The following is an 18,838-nucleotide window of genomic DNA, read 5'->3' on the forward strand; positions in this document are numbered from 1 at the left end:
CTCAAATCCCTCCCTCTACTCGCTCTTCAGCCCCGGCGCCAAATCCCGGGTACAGGTACAAATCATTCACGTCCGGCTGATCCGCATCCGGATCCGGGCGCGAACGGATCCAGCTGGTATGCCCCAGCCGGGTGGTTCCGCCCAGGGACGCGCGCGGCACCTCATCGCCCGCCAGCACCAGGTTCACGTCCCAGTCCAGCACATCGCCGGCATAAGAGCGCACAATGGCGCGCAGCCGTTTCAGCGCCTCCCCGCCCGGCAGCAGCCGCTCGTAATCCTTCAGCGTCAGCGGCCCGATGCGGATGCGGAACTTGGCGGTGCGGCTCCACACCTTGTTGCCGATGCTGGTGCTTTGCCCCAGCCCGCCATAGCCCAGGCCCCAGCGGTCGTCCGGCTCCAGCTCCAGCCAGCTGCCGACAAATTCCTCCAAGGAGACCGGCACCTCGAAAAACGCCGCCAGGATCGACACCAGCCCTTCCGGGTTCTTCGCGCCGCGGGCCAGGTGGCCTGCAAAATGCAGCTTGGCCAGGTCGGGCATGTCGTCCCGCCGGGCGAACTTGAAGCCATTATAGCCGATCAGCGACGCCACCTTGCGCGCCATCGGATCATCCGCCCGGTCAAAGCTGACGGCGGGCGAGCCTTGCGTCCAAGCGCGATAGAGCAGGCTCATCAGCCGGTGCGTCAGCATATCGGCAAAGGCCACCATCGTCGGGTCGCGGTGGTTGCGTTTGCGGTCGCGGGCGTATTCGGTCAGGTGCAGCGGCAACGGCCCTTGCGGCCCGAACAGGCCGAAAAAGCGGTTGGTCAGCACCGCGGGCTTGTCCCCTTCAGCCGGCTTGAACGCGGCAATGGTCGAGGGCGGAAAGGCCAGCTCCGCCTCCTGTCCCAACCGCAGCTTGTCCTCGCGCGGGCGGCGGCTTTCGCCAAGCCGGGGGGCCTCCTCGAAATGCGCCTCCAATACCCTCAGGGCCTGAAAAACGTGGTGTTTCTCAGGCTCCATGGCCAGCCGGCCATAGAGGCTCAGATCATCCGGCCAAGGCCCTTTTCCGGTCGCCATCTGGCAATTTCCCCGCGTTTTTCAGTTTTCAGGACGGTCTCCGTGAATGAGTTGATGCTGGCATAACCGCGGAAGAACCGCTCCAGCACGGCCCCCAGCGCGTAGATGTTGCTGCCTTCGAAAAAACTCTCGTCAAAGCCCAGGGTGATCTCCAGCCCGCGCACCGCGGTGGACAGGATTTCATCGCTCATCCGCCGCACGATGGGCCGCGCGCCGACCGACAGGATCCCCTCCAGCTGCTTCTCGGTCACCCGGTCGCCCAGGGGCGCATACAGCCCGACCAGCTCGCGCAGCGCCTCCGCCGACTGGCCCTTGCCGGTTTCGGCAATCGACACGTAGTTGAGGCTCAGGTGCGAGATCAGCCGCCAGGCTGTATCCCCCTGCGCCAGCGTCGGATGCGGACGGGTGGGCGACACCGGCAGCGTCACCTTCTTGACCGGGCCGCCTTCGGGCAGATGGAAGACGTCGTCACTGCCGGTGGCCAGCAGCATCGGCAGGTCGCGGTTGGTGCACAGCGCGGTCACCGCCAGCTGCTCCAGCCCCGGCGAATAGGGCACCTGCGACCGGTCGACCAGCGTCAGGAACACCTCCGACCCCAGGTAAGAGCTGCGCACCCCGCGCAAACGCTCCTTCTCCGACCGCTGCCGCATCCGCCGTTTGACGGTGTAATAGGCCGGGTGGCTTTCGCCTGCCGCAGTGAAGTCATTGGCGGAATAGAACGGGCGGAACACCACATCGTCCTCGCCCTCGCCGCTGATCCCGACCACGCTTTGCAGCGCGTAGACCTCGAAATCCAGCCCGGCGGTGCGGTTCGGGATCACGTGATGCTCGGTATCAATCGGCGCAATCCGCACCCGGTCGCAGCGTTTCTCGAACAGGTTCACCGCAGGCACCGCGTTCAACTGGAATACCTCCGGCACCACGATCGGCGCCACCTCGGACATGCCTTCGCGCAGCAGGATATACAGATCCACCTCATTGCCGGCGGATTTCTCCAGCCCCGCCCGCAGCCCCTGCAGCTCGACAAAGCGGAACCGCTCCGGCATGGCGAAATATTCCTGCAGCAGCCGGTAGCCGTCATAGACCCGGCGCGGCAGCGGCAGCAGCGCCTCCTCCGGGCTGAACCCCTTTTGAACAACCTTGGCGCCGCGCAGCGGCAGCTGCCAATCGGCCCGCCGGTCGGTGGAGCGCGCCACGATCCCCTGCACCTGGGTGCACAGCAGTTCCAGCAACGGCCAGCTGTTGCCCGCCGCACCGGACAGGTACAGCGACAGCCTGTCCATCTGCAATTTGCTGATCGGGTCGCCGTCGATCCGCTTGATGCGCAGCCGGATGCCCGCCCGGGCGTCATACCCGGTGGCCACGCCCGCCGCGACCAGCTCGCCGCGCCCGTCGATATACTGCGCCTCGGTGATCTCGATCGGCCACATGGTCAGGTCGGCGGCGGTGCGGAACTCGCAGGGCGTCTGCTCGCCTTCGGTCAGCCGCGACCTGAGGGTGGAGCCGCGCGGCAGCACATAGCCGCTTTTCACCGCCGAATTCGCCGCATCCGGCTCAAACGCCGCGATCATCATCGACGGCGTCGGCGCCAGGTAATGCGGATAAATAATCTCCAGCAGGTTGGAGGTGAAATTCGGATACTGCAGCTCCAGCTCCAGCTGCACCCGCGCGGTCAGAAAGGCGGCGCCCTCCAGCAGCCGCTCCACATAAGGGTCAAGAACCTCGACCCCTTCCATGCCCAGGCGAGCCGCGATCTTGGGATAGGCGGCGGCAAACTCCGCGCCCATGTCGCGCAGGTAGTTCAGCTCGTTCTCGTAATGGGTCAGCAGCCGTGTATCCATCTCACAGCGCCCTTTCCATTTCCACTTCGCCGGTGGTCAGATCGACCTTGCTGCGCAGATACAGCTCCAGCGGCATCGGCTGCGCCCACATGTCGGCGCGGATCTCCAGGCCGACGGTCATCTCGGTGGCGTCAGTCCCGTCCTGCAGCCGCACATCGACCGATCCGTCGATGATCCGCGGCTCATAGGTGGCAATCGCCTGCTTGATCGACCGGCGGATCGCCTCCGCCTTCTCAGTGGTCGAGGCTTCACCCGCCACTTCCACCAGCCCGTAATTCAGCACCGAGGCCGACACCGACGGGTATTTCTCCGCATCGAAATGGCTTTCGACATTCTGGGTATTCAAAAGCCAGGACAGATCGCGCTGGATGATCTCCCGCAGCCGCACAAGGTCGATCACCCGGCTCTCGCGGGTTTCCTTCAGATCGCCAGGTGCATTGTCGGTCAGCCGGTCCAGCAGCGAGGGCTGCAGGCGCTCGGCCAGTGTTTTGTCAGCCATTTTCTACGTCATGCCCATCCATCCGGAGTGTGCGCACATCCATGATGGCAATGTCCTCTTCCCCGATCGTCAGCAGCCGCTGGCCCAGACCGGTATAGGTTTCCTCGCCGGCGTCCTCCCACACGGTGGCGCGCGCCAGCATCGACAGCCCGTCAGCTTTTTCGCTGCCCGGGTAGCGGGTCGGGATCATCGCCGCCACCGCGCCGCCGCCCGCCAGCGTCAGCGTGCCGGCGGTCCAGACCGCATCGCGCAAATCGCTCGGCTCCTCCGCCTCGAACGAGACGATCTGCGAAAACGGCAGCCAGTAGTATTTGCCGTTGACGATGGTCTCCAGCACCGGTCCCAGCCGCATGTCGGCATCGGCGATCCATTCGAACCGCTTGCCATTCACTTCGCCCGGACTGGCAGGTGCGGCCTCAAACGCCTTGGCGCGCAGCTCCGCGGCTTCCTTGGGATTGCCCTGCGCCAGCAGTTTCTGCGCTTCGATCAGATGCGCCAGCCATTCCTCCGGCTCGCCCAGGATCAGCGGGGATTTCTCACCGGCAAAGACCTTCTCGCGGTAAACCTCGCAGATAATCGCCTCGCGATAGGCCTGCGCCATCACCGTGGCGCCTTCATCCAGACCCGCCGCCGCCTTCAGCTGGGCAATCGCCCGGTTCCAGTCGCCCAGCACGCACAGCAGCTGAAACAGGAAAACCCGCAGCTTGGCATTGCTCGCGTCCGCCCGGATCTTGTCTTGCAGCGCCTCCAGCGCCGCCCTGGGATCACCGGCCTTCAGATGCTCTTCGGGTGTCATGGGGCTCTACTCCGCAACTAGGACTGGATGCTGCAAATGCTTCAGAAAAAACGGACCCCGGGCGCAAACACGCCCGGGGCCAGCCGAAAGTTTTACTCGACCTTGCCGGTCTGCACGTTCCACTTGAAGGTGCCTTCAGTGGTGAGTTTACCGGTTTTCTGGTTGGTCGACTTGTACTCATGCTCGATCGAGGCATAGGCCAGCGACCAGGTCTCTTCCGGAATGCCGTCTTCACTGGCAGAGATGGAATAGCTGTCCACCACCACGTCCTTGAACTTCCAGATCGAATAGACCAGCAGGCCCTGGCTGGCGCTGTCACCCGACCGGCACCAGTGCATGGTGATTTCCGGGCGCACGGTGCCGTTGGCAACCGACAGCGCCAGATCGTTGGACGCCTTGCCCATCTGCGACGTCAGTTCGACCTTGCCGAAGTTGGAGTTCGCATGCATCCGCTGGGTCGACCCCAGGTCGGTCATTTCCACGGCACGTTCAACATTCCAGCTCGCGGACTGGACAACGATCCATTTCTTGTGCTGTTCCTCGGTCGCGTCGCCGTCGATATCCGAGATATGCACGAACATATTTGCAGCCATTTTTCTATCCTTTCAAAAACTAAGAACTCTACTGCACTATGATGGGTTTGAGGCTGGGGAGTGGGAAATCAGCCTCCTTTTTCCGAGGGCAGTTTCGATACCAGCCGCAGCGAGACGGAAAGCCCCTCAAGCTGGTAATGCGGGCGCAGGAAGAATTTCGAGGTGTAATACCCCGGGTTGCCCTCGACCTCTTCCACAACCACTTCGGCTGCGGCCAGAGGCTTGCGCGCCTTCTCGTTCTCCGAGGAGATATCCGCGTTGAAGTCAACATAGTTGTTGATCCAGTCCTGCAGCCAGGATTCCATGTCCTGGCGGCTTTTGAACGAGCCGACTTTGTCCCGCACCATGCACTTGAGATAGTGCGCGAACCGGCATGTGGCGAACAGATACGGCAGCCGCGCGCCCAGGTTGGCGTTGGCGGTCGCGTCCGGATCGTCATATTCGGCCGGCTTGTGCAGCGACTGTGCGCCCATGAAGGTCGCCACATCGGTGTTCTTGCGGTGGATCAGCGGCATCATGCCGTTCTTCGCCAGTTCCGCCTCGCGCCGGTCGTCGATGGCAATCTCAGTCGGGCATTTCTGATCGACGCCGCCATCGGTGGTCGGGAAGGTGTGGCTGGGCAGGTTCTCCAGCGTGCCGCCGCTTTCGACGCCGCGGATGCGCGAGCACCAGCCATACATCTTGAACGACCGGGTGATGTTCACCGCCATGCCATAGGCCGCATTGACCCAGCCGTATTTGTCGCTGGTCGCGCCTGCGGTGTCTTCCTCAAACGCAAACTCCTCCACCGGGTCGGTCTTGGAGCCATAGGGCAGACGGCCCAGGAACCGCGGCATCGCCAGGCCGACATACTTGGCATCTTCGCTGTCGCGCAGAGACCGCCAGGCGGCATATTCCGGGGTCTGAAAGATCTTGGTCAGATCGCGCGGGTTCGACAGTTCCGCCCAGCTGTCCATCTGGAACAGCGTCGGCTTGGCGCCGGTGATCAGCGGCGCATGCGCGGCCGCGGCGATCTTGGACAATTCGCCCAGCAGCTCGATGTCCGGCGGCGAATGGTCGAAATGGTAGTCCACCACCAAAGAGCCATAGGGCTCGCCGCCCAGCTGGCTGAATTCCTCGGTATAGATCTTCTTGAACAGCGGCGACTGATCCCAGGCCGTCCCCTTGAACTTCTTCAGGGTCTTGGACATTTCCTTCTTGGTGATCGGCATCACCCGGATCTTCAGCTGCTCATCCGTTTCGGTGTTGTTGACCAGATAATGCAGCCCGCGCCAGGCGCTTTCCAGCTGCTGGAATTCCTCGTTGTGCAGGATCAGGTTGACCTGCTCGGTCAGTTTCTTGTCGATCTCCGCCACGATGCTCTCGATCGAGCGCAGCGCGTCATCCGAAATCAGCGCGGAATTTGCCAGCGCCTGTTCGGCCAGGGTCTTGACCGCGCTTTCGACAGCGGTCTTGGCCTGGTCCGACTTGGGGCGGAATTCCTTCTGCAGCAGGTTGGCGAATTCGGCAGAGCCAAAGGCGGCTTCACCGGCAGCGGCTTCCGCCTGGAGTTCTTCTTCAGCCATCTTTGTCCTCCCCTATTATTCTTCGCTGTCGGCGTCGCCGCCGGGCTTCGGCTGCGCGGCCAGGGTTTTCAGCAGGCTCGGATCCTGAATGATCTTGGAGATCAGATCCTCGGCGCCGGTCTTGCCGTCCATGTAGGTCATCAGGTTCGACAGCTGGGTGCGCGCTTCCAAGAGCTCGCGCAGCGGCTCCACCTTGGCGGCGATCGCGGCGGGCTTGAAATCGTCCATGCTCTCAAACGTGATGTCGACCGCCAGGTTGCCCTCGCCGGTCAGCGTGTTGGGCACGGTGAAGGCGGCGCGCGGCGCCATCGACTTCATCCGGTCATCGAAGTTGTCCACGTCGATTTCCAGGAACTTGCGGTCTGCGACCGCGGGCTGCTCCACTTCGGATTTGCCCACCAGGTCGCTCATCACGCCCATCACAAACGGCAGCTGCACCTTCTTCTCGGCGCCATACAGCTCCACGTCATATTCGATCTGGACCCGCGGGGCCCGGTTGCGTGCAATGAATTTCTGTGAACTTCCGGCCATCTAGGTCTCCTTACTCGTCTTGCTGTCACGGGCCCCGCCGCCGGTCCGGCCGCAGCGTGTTCCCGTGTCTGTCAGTCGTCGTCGTCTTCGATGCCGCCAATGAGGTTGACGTTGTCCACCCCCTGCGGCGCCATGTCGTTCATGATGGTGAGGAAGTCGGCCCCCACCAGCCGCTTGGCCCGCTCCAGCAGGATCGGCAGCGGGCTCGACGGTTCCGCCCGCCGGTAATAGCCGATGATCCGGTCCAGCGCGTTGGACACATCCGCGGGCGAGTTGATCGCCCCCGGCGCTGCCGGCGCTGCGCGCCCGCCTGCCGCCGCCGGAGCGGCTGCCGCTCCGGCCTCGTCCGCAGCGCCATCATCCGCAGCACCGTCTTCGGCGGCCCCGTCCCCGGCACTCACATTGCCATAGTCGCGGATGCGCTTGGCGGTCTGCTGCAGCAGTTTGATCAGCGCGCTCAGGTCCGGCCCCTGCCCCGGCGTCTGCTCATCAAACACCGCCGAAATCGCCCGGACGTTCTCCTCTGACGTTTCGATCGCCGCCAGCCGCTCGGCGATAATCTCCTCATCGCTGTCCTGAAAGGCAGCGCCGATGGTGGCGGTGTCGGGGATATGCTCCATGTCCGCAGGCGCGGTCATCACCCCTTCGGCGATCTCGATATCGCGCAGGGAGAACCGGCCAAAGCCGCGGCTCTCACTCAGCGGCGCCCGCCGCAGCGACCGGTAAAGCGGCGACGCCCCCGCCATCCCGTCCGGCTGGCCGCAAAGATCCTGCACCGCGTTGATCCGCATCGTCGGGTCGCCGTCATCCTCATCCAGCTCCGGATGGCAGGTCTCCCAGAAGTCCTCCAGGCAGCCGCGCATGTAGGTTGTCACATCGGCAAACCCGGTCAGCCCCTCGGAATGCAGCAGCGCGTCGCCCAGGAACACCGCCGCGCGCAGGTCGTGGCTGCGCTCCAAAACCTCCAGCGCCTTCTTCTGAACTTCTCGGTAATCCGGATCCGTGGCCTCGATGGTCTCGTTGCCCACAACGGATTCTTCCCCGGGCTGCGCAGCCAGCTCCATCTCGGTGAAGGCTGGATCGTATTCGAGGTTCTCGCCGCTGGGCGCATCGTCCCCTTTGGGCTGCAGTAATACTGCCGGATCCATCTATTGCCCCCCCGCTTTTTCTTCCGATTTTGCGGACGCGTTAACGTAACGTCAAGCGACCCCCCGTCCTTTTTTGATCCGGTGGTTAAGGCCGCCTTAATCTCAAACTAAAACTTGACCCCAAGTGAGCCTTATCGGCATCTTAAAGTCAAATGTTTTCACAGCTTTTTGCAGCAGGTGAATAATGAGTATTGAGCGCATTTCCGGTAAGGAAGTCAAAGCGATGGTCCGCGAGGGCGCAAAGAAGCGGATGAGCTTTGCCTTCTGCCTGGACCAGAGCAAAGACCCGCTTCTGATGATCCAGCCGGGCAAGAAACCGGAAACCCTGAAAAACCCGATGAAGAAGGAAGGCGGCGGTCCGCCGATGGCCTGGGGCACCTATGTGGTGCGCTCCGGCGCAATGGAAATGATCTGCGAAACCGCGCCGCAGCGGATGGTCACTGAACTCAAGAAGTTCCTCAAGCGCAACAAGCCCAAGGTCAACGTGCTGTTCTACGACGACGGCGGCAACCTGCTGGACAGCCTCAAGCCGGAAAAGCCCGAGGGCCAGGTGACCGAGGAGAAGGCCGCCGACATTTCCGCCACCGGCATCGACAAGAAGGCCATCGCGCCGCTGAAACGCCGCCTCAAGCGCATCCAGCCGCGCATCGGCCTGGCCCCCGGCCCGCTGGAGCTGAAACTCAAGCGCGCCTTGGCGAAATCCGTCAGCCTGATCAACAAGGGCCGCTTGCAGGAGGCCGAGACGATGATCGTGGTGATCGAACGCGCCGTTGCCCGCATCGGCAAGGACCGCGAGGATGAGGCCAGAACGCTGAAACGCGGCCAGCGCGAAATGGACCAGCGCAGCCTGGGCGCACAGGTCAAGCGCGCCCAGGCGCTGCAGGCCAACGTCGCCCGCGCCCCCGGCAAGGTCCGCACCCGGCTGGGCCGCGCGTTGCATGTCGCCGCCCGCCACCTGAAACGCCGCGACCTCGACTCCGCCCGCGATGCCATGGACCGTATCGAAAAGGCGCTGACAGCCCTGGTCTGACCCCAAACAACAGCCCGGCCCGCAGCGGTTGCGGGCTGGGCATCCCACCGGAACCCCGGAGACAGTGATGCCCCTGACCCGCCTGCTGACTGCCCTCGCCCTGATCTGCCTGCCGCTCGCCGCCGCGGCGGAAACCGGCCCGCTGCGGGTCGAGCTGAACAAGACAGAGGAGATCGAGGGCGGCGGCTGCCGCGCCTTCTTCCTGTTCCGAAACCAGACCGGCAAGAGCTTCGAAGGCTTTGAAATGTCGCTCGCCATTCTTGACGGCCAGGGGGTGATCGACCGCCTCCTGTCGATCGACGCCGCCCCGCTGCCAGTCCAGCGCACCACCCTGAAACTGTTCGAAATCCCGGAAATCTCCTGCGGCAACATCTCCGAGATCCTGTTGCACGACATCACCTCCTGCCAGCCCCAGAACGAGGAGCAGATGGACTGCTTCCCGATCCTCGAGCTCGGCTCCCGCGCCGCCGCGCCGCTGGTGAAATAAGCCATGAGCGGCACCTGGGATATGCTCGGCACCGGCGGCCCGGTGATTGCGCTTCTGGCGCTGATGTCGCTGCTGTCGATCACCGTGATCGCGGTCAAGCTGATCCAGCTCTGGCCAGTTCGCTCCGGCGGGGATGCCCGCGAACAGGCCCTGGACCTGTGGAAGGACGGCGACCGCACACGCGCTCAGCAAAGCATCGAGACCGACAAATCCCCGGCCGGCCGGGTGATGGCCTATGCCATGCAGGCGCTGCAGGAGGGCCTGCGCGGCCCGCTGCTGCAAGACGAGCTGCAACGCCGCGGCAATGAGGAGGTCAGCCGGATGAACTCGCTGATCCGCCTCCTGGAGCTGATCGCCATGGTCGCCCCGCTTCTGGGCCTGCTCGGCACCGTCCTGGGCATGATCCAGTCCTTTCAGGAGCTGGAACTGGCACAGGGTGCTGCCAATGCCTCGGTGCTTGCCGGCGGCATCTGGCAAGCGCTGCTGACCACCGCCGCGGGCCTTCTGGTGGCGATCCCCGCCGCCGTCGCAGCAGGCCTGTTCGCCGCCCGCATCGACGCCGCCGCCCAAGCGATCGAAAGCGCCGCCGGCCGCCTGCTGCTGATAGACGGGTCGCGCTGACACGGAGGGGATCTGCCATGATGATCAACCGGCCCTCCCGGCCCCGCGCCCTGATCTCACTGGTGCCGATGATCGACGTGATGCTGATCCTGCTGGTGTTCTTCATGGTGACCTCCACCTATCTGAACCTCGACATGATCCCGGCGGTGAAACCGTCTGAGGGCACCGCCGCCAGCACCCAATCCCCAGCCGGCACGCTGATGATACGCCTCGGCGCCGATGGCGTGCCGGTGCTGCGCGGCACCGGACTGGATCAGGACACACTCCGCGCCACCCTCGCCTCTGCCGTCGCCGACGAACCGCTCACCCAAGTGGTGATCCTCCCCTCCGGCGCCGCCCAGACCCAGGCGCTGATCACCGTGATGGACAGCGCCGCGCTGGCTGGCGTTACCCGCCTGCGCGTCCTGCGGCTGGAGGCGTCCCCATGAAGCTCAACCGCCCGGCCCGCAATCCGCATTCCGAAACCATCATCGCCTTGATCGACGTGGTGTTTTTCCTGCTGGTGTTCTTCATGCTGATCGGACGGATGGACGCAACCGCTCCGTTTGACGTCCGCCCCGCCACCGCCGTCACCGGCCGCGACATGCCCTCGGGCGGCATCACCCTGGCCATCTCCGCCCAGGGCGCCTTGGCACTCGACGGCGAGGAACTCACCCGCGAGGCCCTCTCCCCTGCCCTCTCCGCCCGGCTGGCAGAGGACCCGGAACTGCGCCTGCGCATCAACGCCCACCGCACGGCGGAGCTGCGCAACGTGCTGCCGCTGGTGGCCGAGGGCGAGGCGCTGGGGTTCCGGGACGTGGTGCTGGTGGTCACCCCGGAAACAGACGGGTGATGCGCGCCCCGGCCACATGGGCGCTGGGGCTCGCGGCCTCCGCCCTGGTCCACGCCGGCGGCGCCGCCGCGCTGCTGATCTCGCTCACCCCCGATCCGCTGCCGCAGCAGCCCACCCCGGAAAGCAGCCTCAACCTGCAGGCCCACCGCATCCCGCGGTCCGAGGCCGTTCCGCAAACACCAGAAGGCGAGCAAGCTCCTGAATCCCAGGCACAAAGCCAAGGCCTCTCCGCTGGCAGCATCCCGCTGTCCAAGGCCCAGGCAAAGCCCCCAGCAGCAGCCAGCCTCGCCCCCGCTGCCGCCCAGGCCCCTGCGGCCGCTCCTGCCCATGCCCCCTCCAGCAAACTCGCCAGCGCCCCTGCATCCGCCGCCCATCTGCCTGACGTCCGCCCGGCTGCCTTTCCGGCACAGACGGCAAAACTGCAATCTACCCAGGCTGCCCCGGTCCAAGCCGCCTTGCAGCAGGCGGCCCCGGCAGCAGCCGCGGTGCAACCGGCCACCGCCGCCACCGCTGCCCCCGTCCTGCTGACCGCCACGCAGGAACCCTCTATGGTGCTGGCAAACACACCCGCTCCGCTAACCGCCGCCGCAACAGCCCGGCCCAACCCGGCGGCCCTGCCGCAGGCCGCGGCAGCCAGCCAGCCCAGTCCCGAGGCGCAGCCTGTTTCCGCACCGCTGGCGGACACCATTCCGCCCGCCCGGCAAACGCCTGCCGCCACCCCCGACGCCCCCCGCATCAAGGCCGCGCTGGCCTTCCAGGGCGGCAGCGGCGACATCGACCCGGTCTCGCTCGCCGCCTTCCAGAGCTTCATGCAGCCGGGCGATGCAGTGGCCGAGGGCGACCCTTTGCGCGACGGCGTTTCCGGCATCCTCGCCGCCGTCCCCTGCTCCCGCCTGCAGGTCGCCTTTGTCCCCGAAACCGCCACGCTGGAGGTCCGCGGCCACCTGCCCGAGGACGGGTTGCGCAGCCCGGTCCTGGCGGCGCTGCAAGCGGAGATGGGCGCCGATATCACCGTCTCCGACCAGATGCGCCTGCTGCCCCGCCCGCAATGCGGCGCGCTGGCCGGGATTTCCAGCGTCGGCCTGCCGCAAAGCACCGACCAGATCACCAATCCGCTGCTGGTCGGGGCAGATGCCCATGCCCGGGTGCTCGACTATTCCGGCGGTGACCGGCTGTTCTTCGACCTCACCGCCCCGGACTACCCGGCTTATGTCTATGTCGACTATTTCGACGCCGGCGGCGCGGTGCTGCACCTCAGCCCGAACGAGCTGGTGCCGCTGACAGAGGCCGCCCCCAAAAGCGCCCTGCGCGTCGGCGCCAAGGAGGCCGGAGACCCCGGCCTGCAAATCTCCGTCGGCCCGCCCTACGGCCAGGAAATCGCCGTCGCCTTCGCCGCCTCGCACCCGCTGTATGACGGCACCCGCCCGCTCAGCGAGCCCGCAGCGCCCTACCTCGACTTCCTGCGCACCCAAGTGGCCAAGGCCCGCGCCGAACACCCTGATTTCAAAGGAGAATGGGTCTATTTCCTGATCACCACCCACGCGCCGTAGCACTGCCCGGCAGGCGGAAGCTCCCGCGCCCGCAGGCCCGCGGCTGACGCCGCCAGGCCTTGGCGGCCTTGGGCCCGGCGCTGCGCTGACGCGCAGCGCCCTCGCCCGCCCAATACCAGGTCAAGGGCTGCGCCAGCAGCCGCGCGGCACGCGCGGTTCACCCTTGACGCGGAAATGGGCGGATCACTCTCGAAGCGGCGTCTTAAGGGCAAATCTGCCCTTAAGCGCCTCTAAGCAAACGGAAAAAATGTACCGGGCTGGCAGTCCGTCAGTTCCTGGAATGCCCCGCGCTGTGCGCAGCACAGCGCCACGCCCAACTGGGACCGGGCATTTCCTGAAATGCACCGGAGCAGGCGGGAGCCCTCCCCTGCCCTTTTGCAGCCGGCCCGCAGACCTCTACTGGCAGCCGCCCGCCGCCCAGCTCTTGAGCGCCTGTTTCAGCGCGCCGCCAAAGGGGTGCTGCTTGCCCAAAGAGCGCTGCATATTCAGGCTCAGGTAGGTATTGCCTTGCGTGCACAGCCGCTCCCGCGTCCATTGGTGGCAGCTGCTGCAGGACTGGTCCTTCCAGTAGCTGTCCGGCAGCCCCTCCACCGGCGGGAAGGCCGGTGTGCGGGTGACCGCTTCGGCCAACGTCAGCCCGGAAATCGCCGCCACCTCTGTCTGCAATGGGCTGGCATACGTGACCGGCCCGGCTTCCGTCAGCTTCACAGCTTCCGGCGCGGGCTCAGCCGCCGCCGGGGGTGCTTCTGCCTCCGCCTGCGGATCCTGAGCCGCTCCAGCCGACAGAGCCGCAACCTCAGCCGCTGCCATCTCCGCAAACCGGCCCTCAGGATAGGCCATCAGATAGGCCTCATAGGCCGCCTTGCTGCCGTCGCCCTGCGCGGCCTGGAACATCGCAGTCTCGGCATCCGGCGCCGGAGCGGCAGCAGGCGCAGGCTCCGCCGGAGCAGCCGCAACCGCCGCCCCAGTGCCGCCGTGCAGCTCCTCCTCCATCAGGGTGGCCAGCAGCGCACGCGCCTCACCGGCATATTTGCCGCTGCCGTAACCGCGCAAGAACAGCATGATCTGCATCGCATCGCGCGATGCCTCGACCGAGCGCCAGATCTGCGCCTCCTCGATTTCTGCGGCGCTCATCACAACCTCCGGTTCTGCCGCGGCAAAGGTGAAGTCACTGACCAGCGAGGACGTGTCCCAAGGCGTCTGGCTGCCGCCGCTCTGCTCCAGCACCGCCCGGCGCACCTGCTTGAACACCTGCTCCACCGGCGCGCCCGGCACCACGATTTCGCGCGCCAGCGCCTCGGTGAAGGGGCTGTTCTCCCCCTCCCCGTCCAGCGCCACATCGCCCGGCGCGGTGGCATAAGCCAGGAAGGTTCCGGTCGGCGCCTTCATCTCCGCCAGGCCGCTTTCGTTCAGATCGGCAACCGCCTCGAACGGGTTGTTGCGGCAGGCGTCCAGGATCACGATATTGGTGCGGTTGCGGGCCGAGGCCATCTGCCGCAGAACCGACTGCGCCTCCACCGCCATCAGGTCGAGGTCAGCGGCATCCGCCAGCGCCACATCGACCGGCAGCAGGTAGTTGCTGCCAAAGCTCTGCACCCCGTGGCCGGCATAGTAGAACAGGCCCGTCGCGTCCTCCCCTGCCCCGCGCAGTTTGCGCCCGAACCGGCCGATGGCGCGTTTCATCTCGATCTGGCGCGCATCCACCGCCAGCGTAACGTCAAAGCCCAGCCGCTCCAGCGTCTCGGCCATCAGCCGGGCATCGCGCCCCGGGTTGTCCAGCGGCTGCACCGACCCGTAGGCCGAATTGCCGATCACCAGCGCCAGCCGTTCCTCCGCCCAGGCGGCCTTAGCAAGGCCCAGCACCGCGGCGGCCAGCACAGCCAGCCGGATCCACATCCCGAAAATTCGCACGCACCTGCTCCACTTCTTAGCCCCCGGTAACCGTGCCCGGGGCAGCTTCCCAATTATTAAGGGTATTTGGTTACCAAACTATCGCGTCCCTTGCACCATGCAGCAACCCTGCTGTTAGACTGGAGGGATACCTTCCATCCCTGCCTGCCGGCGGGGATTTCACGTCCGCCAACCCGAATGGATCGCGCATGCTCCGATTAACCCTTTCAATATTAACAGTTTTCCTGCTAATGCTCCGCCCGGCCCTGGCCTCCGGCCCGTTTGAGCACGGCTGGCAGCTCGACGCCGAATCCTCCGCCATCCGGTTCATATCGATTAAAAAAGGCAGCATTGCGGAATCGAGCCGCTTCGCCGCCTTCTCCGGCAGCATCTCCGAACAGGGCGACGCCAAGATCAACATCGCGCTGGATTCCGTCGATACCTCCATCGACCTGCGCAACGTGCGGATGCGGTTTCTGTTCTTTGAGACCTTCACCTACCCCGAGGCCACCATCACCGCCCGCATCGATCCCGATCAGATTGCCGATCTTGCTGCGGTGCAGCGTAAGCAGATCGAGCTGCCGGTCACCCTGTCGCTGCATGGAGTCGAGGCCCAGCTAACCGCGCCGGTAGCGGTAACACTGCTGGACAAGGACCGCGTCGCCGTGGCCACCGTGCAGCCGATCATCCTCAAGCTGGAGGACTTCGCGCTGAATCCTGGCCGCGAAAAGCTCGAGGAAGCGGCGGGCGTCACCATCACCCCCGTGGGGCTGGTAAGCCTGGACCTGATGTTTGACCGCACCGCCCCCGGCACCGCTTCTGTCCCCGCGGGGACAGTGACCGCAGGCGCCTCTGCGGCGCTGGAGGCCAGCGGCGATTTCAGCCGGGAGGCCTGCACCGGCCGGTTTGAGATCCTGTCGCGCAGCCGCAGCGTCAACTTCGCCCCCTCCACCGCCCGGCTGGATGCCAGCTCCCGTGGTTTCCTCGACAGCCTTTCGGACATCATCCGCCGCTGCCCCGGCATGGTGGTTGAGGTCGGCGGCCACACCGACAGCCAGGGCAAAGCGGCCTGGAACATGGCATTGAGCGAAAAACGCGCGGCAGCGGTGAACGGCTACCTGCAGCAAATGGGTATCCCCGCCGAGCGGCTGGTGGCCGTCGGATATGGCGAGACCACGCCGCTGGTGCCGAACAACACGGTGCAGAACCGGGCCAAGAACCGGCGGATCGAGTTCAAGGTTCTGAACTGACCAGACGGCAATCCGGCAAAATCGCCCGCTGTCCCCGCGGGGACAGCAGCAGAAAACAAACCAAGACCCGGCCCCGCGCCGGGTCTTTTGCTGCAGGCTGCACCGTTCTGAAGGAGCGTTTCGCATTCTGTCCCCGCGGGGACAGGCAGGTGTTTTGAACATCCGCCGCCGGTTTCAGGCGGTTGTCCCCGCGGGGACACATTGGCTTGCGGGCGCTCCTTGGCGGGCAAATCGCCCGGCTGCCAGATCGCCGGCCAAGCACAGTGTGAGGCTGAGATCCCGCCTGTCGCAACCGGAAGCCGCTCTTTGTCCCCGTAGGAACAGGGAAAGTTTTCGCCTCTGCCCTGCTCGGTTTTGTCCGCCTGTCCCCGCGGGGACACGCAAGGTTGCAGGCGTTGTGCGGTCGGCAGATTGCCCACCCTACAGGTATCGATTGCATATTCCGTACGGCAGACTGCGCCAGCCGCCGCCAAGACCGCAGTTCTGTCCCCGCGGGGACAGACCGGAATTCTGCCCGCACGCCCTGCCCGTTTCACCCGATTGTCCCCGCGGGGACACTGATGGTTTTGACCGGATTTAGCATCCGCATGTGCTGCCCCGGGCCAAGCGATGCGGCCGTTTTCAGAGCTTGTCCCCGCGGGGACACCTCTGCTGCCAACGCCAAAACTGCGGCCTATCAGCAGCAACCTCGCATTTGTCCCCGCGGGGACAAGACGATGAAACTGCAACCGGCGCGTCCTGGCCTGACCGTCCGAAGCTATGCCTGCCGCGCGGCGGGCGCTTGCCGATGGGGCATCGCACTCAGCATCAATTCTGTTTGTCCTGAGCCGCTGTCCCCGCGGGGACACTGGCGCGAAACAGACGCAAACGCGCCTGTTAGGCATGAAAAAGGCCCGGCATCTCTGCCGGGCCCTTGCCGTTTTTCTGAGCTGTCCCCGCGGGGACAGCGGATCACCCGTCCTGTTCCAACGCCGCAAAGAAGGCCGCAATGGCGTCCTCCAGCTTGTGCCGGTCGATCTCGGAAAAGTCGCGTTCCATCGCCATTTCAATCTTGCCGTCGCGCGCCTGGCAGCGGACTGTCCCCGCGGGGACAGTGCAGCGCAGAGTGGTCTTGGCAACACCGGGGCGCGGCGCGGCGGGGGTGCGGGGGGCGTTCTTGCGCTTGCCTTCGGCAAAGCTGCGCAGCACCTCCAGTTCCGCTTCCTCGCTCTGCGGCTGCACCCGCACCAGCGCATCGCGCAGCACCTGGGCGTTCATCGCATCTGCTTCCAGCCGTTTCTTCAGGTCCAGCCCCAGCGCCCGCGGGATCGCCTCCGGGAATTTCAGCGAGTCGCCCACGGCCATCAGCACCTGGGCGAAATGGCGGATGTAAATCCGCTTCTGGCGGCCCGCAGAGGCGTAAAGGTCGTTGACCGCATCCTCGATGGTCTCAGCCCCGGTCTGAGTGTCCTCCGCGTAACGCAGCGCCAGCTGCGCCATCTCGGCGAATGAGATGTCGCGGCGCACCAGGTTTTCATCGACCATCCGGCGGTACAGGCTTTGCAGGCTGTCGCCCTTGGCCACCAAACCCGCGGGGATCGCTGCATAGCTTTCATCGCCGGTCTCGTTCAGCAGGGAATAATAGGCCTTCATCCGGCGGTAGCCCTGGATCAGTTCATACCGGCCGTCGCCGCGCTCTTCGACACGGATCGGGTTCGACAGGCCGACGGACTTGATCGATTCCTTCAGCTCGTCCAGTTCCGGATCGCGCTCCTCCTTGCGGTCGCGGATCAGCTTGTCCATGCGGATCATGCCGAGCGGGATGCGGTCGACCACCAGACCCAGTTTCTTCAGCCGCACAAATTCATGCGCCAGCCGGTCGTTCTCTTCACGGATTTTCTGCTCTGCCTCAGCCCGGGTGCGCAACGCATCGGCGTTTTCGGAAATCGCGGTGGCCATCGGCCCGCGGCGGGCCTCAGTTGGCTTTTCCGCCGGATTTTCCGGTGCTGTCCCCGCGGGGACAGCGGCGGTGTCAGGGGTGAAGTCGATGTCGAAAACTCTGCGCTTGCTCATGCCTCATCCTCCAGTTTCTCCCAGGCTTCCAGCGCGTAGGCTTTGAATTCATCATAAGCCTGGTCGAACGACGCCCGCGCGCGCCGCCAGGTTTCGCGTGTCATATCCCGGTAGTCGATTTCGTAGATGGAACTCAGGAACCGCCCCGACTGTTCGACCGCGCGGGTCATCTCGATCGGGTGTTCGGTCATCCTACCCTCAAACACCTTCATAAATGCCGAACGCATCGCACGGTGCAAATCGTTACCGGACTCATAACGGGTCAGCAGGAAGCGGACGTCCTGAAACACCTTGGGCAGGGCAAATGTCCCCGCGGGGACAACGCCGTTAAATGCGGAGAGATCCTCCAGCGCCTCAGAGAGCTGACCGATGAAGGAGGTAGTGGAGTCGTACTCCCAGTAGCCCGGGCCGGAGGGGATATAGAGCATGTCGGCAGCAAACACCGCGTTCATCGACTGGTAGCCGATCGCGGGCGGGCAGTCGAAGATCATCAGGTCGTAATCCTCAGACGGCAGCTGGTCGAGGTAGCGGGAGACCGCGGCGAAGAACGACCATTCCGGGTTCAGATGCCGGTACTGGGCGGAGGCGAATTCCACAAACGCCGCGTTGGCGCAGGAGGGGATGATGTCGATGGTGGGCCAGCTGGTGGGCTTGACGAAATCGCTGGTCCGGAGATCCTGCAGCCCCATGCCGGTGATGGCGTCGGGAAGCTGGCGCTGGGGCAGGGCGGTGCCGGACTCGGCCCCCTGAAGGGTGGCATTCATCCGCTCGGTCTCGCGCACCAGGTCGCGGGCCATGATGCCCCAGACGGTATAATCCTCGGTAACGTCGCTGAGGCCCATGGAGTGCGACAGGGTGGCCTGCGGGTCGAAGTCGACGCAGAGCACCCGGTAGCCGTCCAGCGCCGCGGCATGGGCGAAATGCAGGGCAACGGTGGACTTGCCGGCCCCGCCCTTGAAGTTGGAGATCGCCACCCGCAAGGCGCGTTTCCCCGCGGGGCGCTTGGGCAGGAGGGACTTGCGGTTGATCTTGATGCGGCGGCGCAGCTCGTTGATCTCCTCCAGCGAATACCAGCGCTGGCGGCCTTCCTCCTCGA

Annotated in this window: 18 protein-coding genes; 7 read left to right on the top strand and 11 right to left on the bottom strand. The window is 65.1% G+C overall.

The window, feature by feature from the left end; translation table 11 throughout:
- Position 1 precedes the first annotated feature (1 nt).
- The 8 genes from tssG to tssA form a co-directional block, all read right to left on the bottom strand.
- Entirely contained in the window at positions 2 to 1,057 is a 1,056-nt protein-coding gene (gene tssG / locus AC5STI_RS21720; RefSeq protein ID WP_490400221.1) for a type VI secretion system baseplate subunit TssG, read from the bottom strand.
- A complete protein-coding gene (gene tssF / locus AC5STI_RS21725) occupies positions 1,021 to 2,898 on the bottom strand; it encodes a type VI secretion system baseplate subunit TssF (RefSeq protein WP_495448309.1) in 1,878 nt (625 codons plus the stop codon). The genes tssG and tssF overlap by 37 nt, the downstream gene beginning before the upstream one ends.
- 1 nt (position 2,899) lies before the next feature.
- On the bottom strand, positions 2,900 to 3,397 hold the full coding sequence (gene tssE, locus AC5STI_RS21730) for a type VI secretion system baseplate subunit TssE (protein ID WP_475054692.1): 498 nt from the start codon (positions 3,395 to 3,397) through the stop codon (positions 2,900 to 2,902).
- Positions 3,390 to 4,193: a type VI secretion system accessory protein TagJ gene (locus AC5STI_RS21735; protein WP_495448310.1), complete on the bottom strand. Its 804-nt coding sequence runs from the start codon at positions 4,191 to 4,193 to the stop codon at positions 3,390 to 3,392. The genes tssE and AC5STI_RS21735 overlap by 8 nt, the downstream gene beginning before the upstream one ends.
- A gap of 92 nt (positions 4,194 to 4,285) precedes the next feature.
- Complete coding sequence (locus AC5STI_RS21740) at positions 4,286 to 4,786, bottom strand: Hcp family type VI secretion system effector (RefSeq protein ID WP_475054696.1); 501 nt, start codon at positions 4,784 to 4,786, stop codon at positions 4,286 to 4,288.
- Between the two features lie 68 nt (positions 4,787 to 4,854).
- Positions 4,855 to 6,351: a type VI secretion system contractile sheath large subunit gene (gene tssC / locus AC5STI_RS21745; protein WP_475054698.1), complete on the bottom strand. Its 1,497-nt coding sequence runs from the start codon at positions 6,349 to 6,351 to the stop codon at positions 4,855 to 4,857.
- A 15-nt stretch (positions 6,352 to 6,366) separates the two neighbouring features.
- Positions 6,367 to 6,882 (bottom strand): type VI secretion system contractile sheath small subunit, encoded by a 516-nt coding sequence (tssB, locus tag AC5STI_RS21750; RefSeq protein ID WP_027260175.1) that lies wholly within the window; start codon positions 6,880 to 6,882, stop codon positions 6,367 to 6,369.
- Between the two features lie 71 nt (positions 6,883 to 6,953).
- Positions 6,954 to 8,030 carry a type VI secretion system protein TssA gene (gene tssA, locus AC5STI_RS21755; protein WP_495448311.1) on the bottom strand — a complete coding sequence of 359 codons (1,077 nt, stop codon included), beginning with the start codon at positions 8,028 to 8,030 and terminating at the stop codon, positions 6,954 to 6,956.
- A 184-nt stretch (positions 8,031 to 8,214) separates the two neighbouring features.
- On the opposite strand from tssA, the gene AC5STI_RS21760 reads away from it, so the two are divergent.
- The 6 genes from AC5STI_RS21760 (at position 8,215) to AC5STI_RS21785 (ending at position 12,550) form a co-directional block, all read left to right on the top strand.
- The gene (locus AC5STI_RS21760) at positions 8,215 to 9,060 is read left to right on the top strand and encodes a hypothetical protein (protein WP_495448312.1); all 846 of its coding nucleotides are present in this window, start codon (positions 8,215 to 8,217) and stop codon (positions 9,058 to 9,060) included.
- A gap of 67 nt (positions 9,061 to 9,127) precedes the next feature.
- Entirely contained in the window at positions 9,128 to 9,547 is a 420-nt protein-coding gene (locus AC5STI_RS21765; protein WP_495448313.1) for a hypothetical protein, read from the top strand.
- A 3-nt stretch (positions 9,548 to 9,550) separates the two neighbouring features.
- Entirely contained in the window at positions 9,551 to 10,168 is a 618-nt protein-coding gene (locus tag AC5STI_RS21770) for a MotA/TolQ/ExbB proton channel family protein (RefSeq protein ID WP_495448314.1), read from the top strand.
- A 17-nt stretch (positions 10,169 to 10,185) separates the two neighbouring features.
- Entirely contained in the window at positions 10,186 to 10,596 is a 411-nt protein-coding gene (locus tag AC5STI_RS21775; protein WP_495448315.1) for an ExbD/TolR family protein, read from the top strand.
- Entirely contained in the window at positions 10,593 to 11,000 is a 408-nt protein-coding gene (locus AC5STI_RS21780; protein WP_495448316.1) for an ExbD/TolR family protein, read from the top strand. The genes AC5STI_RS21775 and AC5STI_RS21780 overlap by 4 nt, the downstream gene beginning before the upstream one ends.
- Positions 11,000 to 12,550 carry a DUF4384 domain-containing protein gene (locus AC5STI_RS21785; RefSeq protein ID WP_495448317.1) on the top strand — a complete coding sequence of 517 codons (1,551 nt, stop codon included), beginning with the start codon at positions 11,000 to 11,002 and terminating at the stop codon, positions 12,548 to 12,550. Before AC5STI_RS21780 ends, AC5STI_RS21785 begins: the two co-directional genes overlap by 1 nt.
- 396 nt (positions 12,551 to 12,946) lie before the next feature.
- On the opposite strand, the gene AC5STI_RS21790 is transcribed toward AC5STI_RS21785, so the two are convergent.
- Positions 12,947 to 14,461 (bottom strand): caspase family protein, encoded by a 1,515-nt coding sequence (locus AC5STI_RS21790; RefSeq protein ID WP_495448318.1) that lies wholly within the window; start codon positions 14,459 to 14,461, stop codon positions 12,947 to 12,949.
- 230 nt (positions 14,462 to 14,691) lie between these two features.
- On the opposite strand from AC5STI_RS21790, the gene AC5STI_RS21795 reads away from it, so the two are divergent.
- Entirely contained in the window at positions 14,692 to 15,690 is a 999-nt protein-coding gene (locus AC5STI_RS21795; RefSeq protein WP_495448319.1) for an OmpA family protein, read from the top strand.
- 951 nt (positions 15,691 to 16,641) lie between these two features.
- On the opposite strand, the gene AC5STI_RS21800 is transcribed toward AC5STI_RS21795, so the two are convergent.
- Together AC5STI_RS21800 and AC5STI_RS21805 are read right to left on the bottom strand one after the other, a co-directional pair.
- A complete protein-coding gene (locus AC5STI_RS21800; protein WP_495448320.1) occupies positions 16,642 to 17,742 on the bottom strand; it encodes a ParB/RepB/Spo0J family partition protein in 1,101 nt (366 codons plus the stop codon).
- Positions 17,739 to 18,838: AAA family ATPase (locus tag AC5STI_RS21805; protein WP_495448321.1), on the bottom strand; the 1,100-nt coding region annotated here is incomplete at its 5' end. The genes AC5STI_RS21805 and AC5STI_RS21800, both read right to left, overlap by 4 nt.

The sequence above is a fragment of the Leisingera sp. CC-HEC096 genome, from assembly GCF_059429235.1.

What these genes read in the sequence shown, in the direction of transcription:
- AC5STI_RS21785 (WP_495448317.1), top strand. Translation starts at nt 11,000, where the DNA reads ATGCGCGCCCCGGCCACATGGGCGCTGGGGCTCGCGGCCTCCGCCCTG.
- AC5STI_RS21770 (WP_495448314.1), top strand. Translation starts at nt 9,551, where the DNA reads ATGAGCGGCACCTGGGATATGCTCGGCACCGGCGGCCCGGTGATTGCG.
- tssA (WP_495448311.1), bottom strand. Translation starts at nt 8,030, where the DNA reads ATGGATCCGGCAGTATTACTGCAGCCCAAAGGGGACGATGCGCCCAGC.
- tssB (WP_027260175.1), bottom strand. Translation starts at nt 6,882, where the DNA reads ATGGCCGGAAGTTCACAGAAATTCATTGCACGCAACCGGGCCCCGCGG.
- AC5STI_RS21740 (WP_475054696.1), bottom strand. Translation starts at nt 4,786, where the DNA reads ATGGCTGCAAATATGTTCGTGCATATCTCGGATATCGACGGCGACGCG.
- AC5STI_RS21795 (WP_495448319.1), top strand. Translation starts at nt 14,692, where the DNA reads ATGCTCCGCCCGGCCCTGGCCTCCGGCCCGTTTGAGCACGGCTGGCAG.
- tssF (WP_495448309.1), bottom strand. Translation starts at nt 2,898, where the DNA reads ATGGATACACGGCTGCTGACCCATTACGAGAACGAGCTGAACTACCTG.
- tssC (WP_475054698.1), bottom strand. Translation starts at nt 6,351, where the DNA reads ATGGCTGAAGAAGAACTCCAGGCGGAAGCCGCTGCCGGTGAAGCCGCC.
- AC5STI_RS21800 (WP_495448320.1), bottom strand. Translation starts at nt 17,742, where the DNA reads ATGAGCAAGCGCAGAGTTTTCGACATCGACTTCACCCCTGACACCGCC.
- AC5STI_RS21765 (WP_495448313.1), top strand. Translation starts at nt 9,128, where the DNA reads ATGCCCCTGACCCGCCTGCTGACTGCCCTCGCCCTGATCTGCCTGCCG.
- tssG (WP_490400221.1), bottom strand. Translation starts at nt 1,057, where the DNA reads ATGGCGACCGGAAAAGGGCCTTGGCCGGATGATCTGAGCCTCTATGGC.
- AC5STI_RS21775 (WP_495448315.1), top strand. Translation starts at nt 10,186, where the DNA reads ATGATGATCAACCGGCCCTCCCGGCCCCGCGCCCTGATCTCACTGGTG.
- AC5STI_RS21760 (WP_495448312.1), top strand. Translation starts at nt 8,215, where the DNA reads ATGAGTATTGAGCGCATTTCCGGTAAGGAAGTCAAAGCGATGGTCCGC.
- AC5STI_RS21735 (WP_495448310.1), bottom strand. Translation starts at nt 4,193, where the DNA reads ATGACACCCGAAGAGCATCTGAAGGCCGGTGATCCCAGGGCGGCGCTG.
- tssE (WP_475054692.1), bottom strand. Translation starts at nt 3,397, where the DNA reads ATGGCTGACAAAACACTGGCCGAGCGCCTGCAGCCCTCGCTGCTGGAC.
- AC5STI_RS21780 (WP_495448316.1), top strand. Translation starts at nt 10,593, where the DNA reads ATGAAGCTCAACCGCCCGGCCCGCAATCCGCATTCCGAAACCATCATC.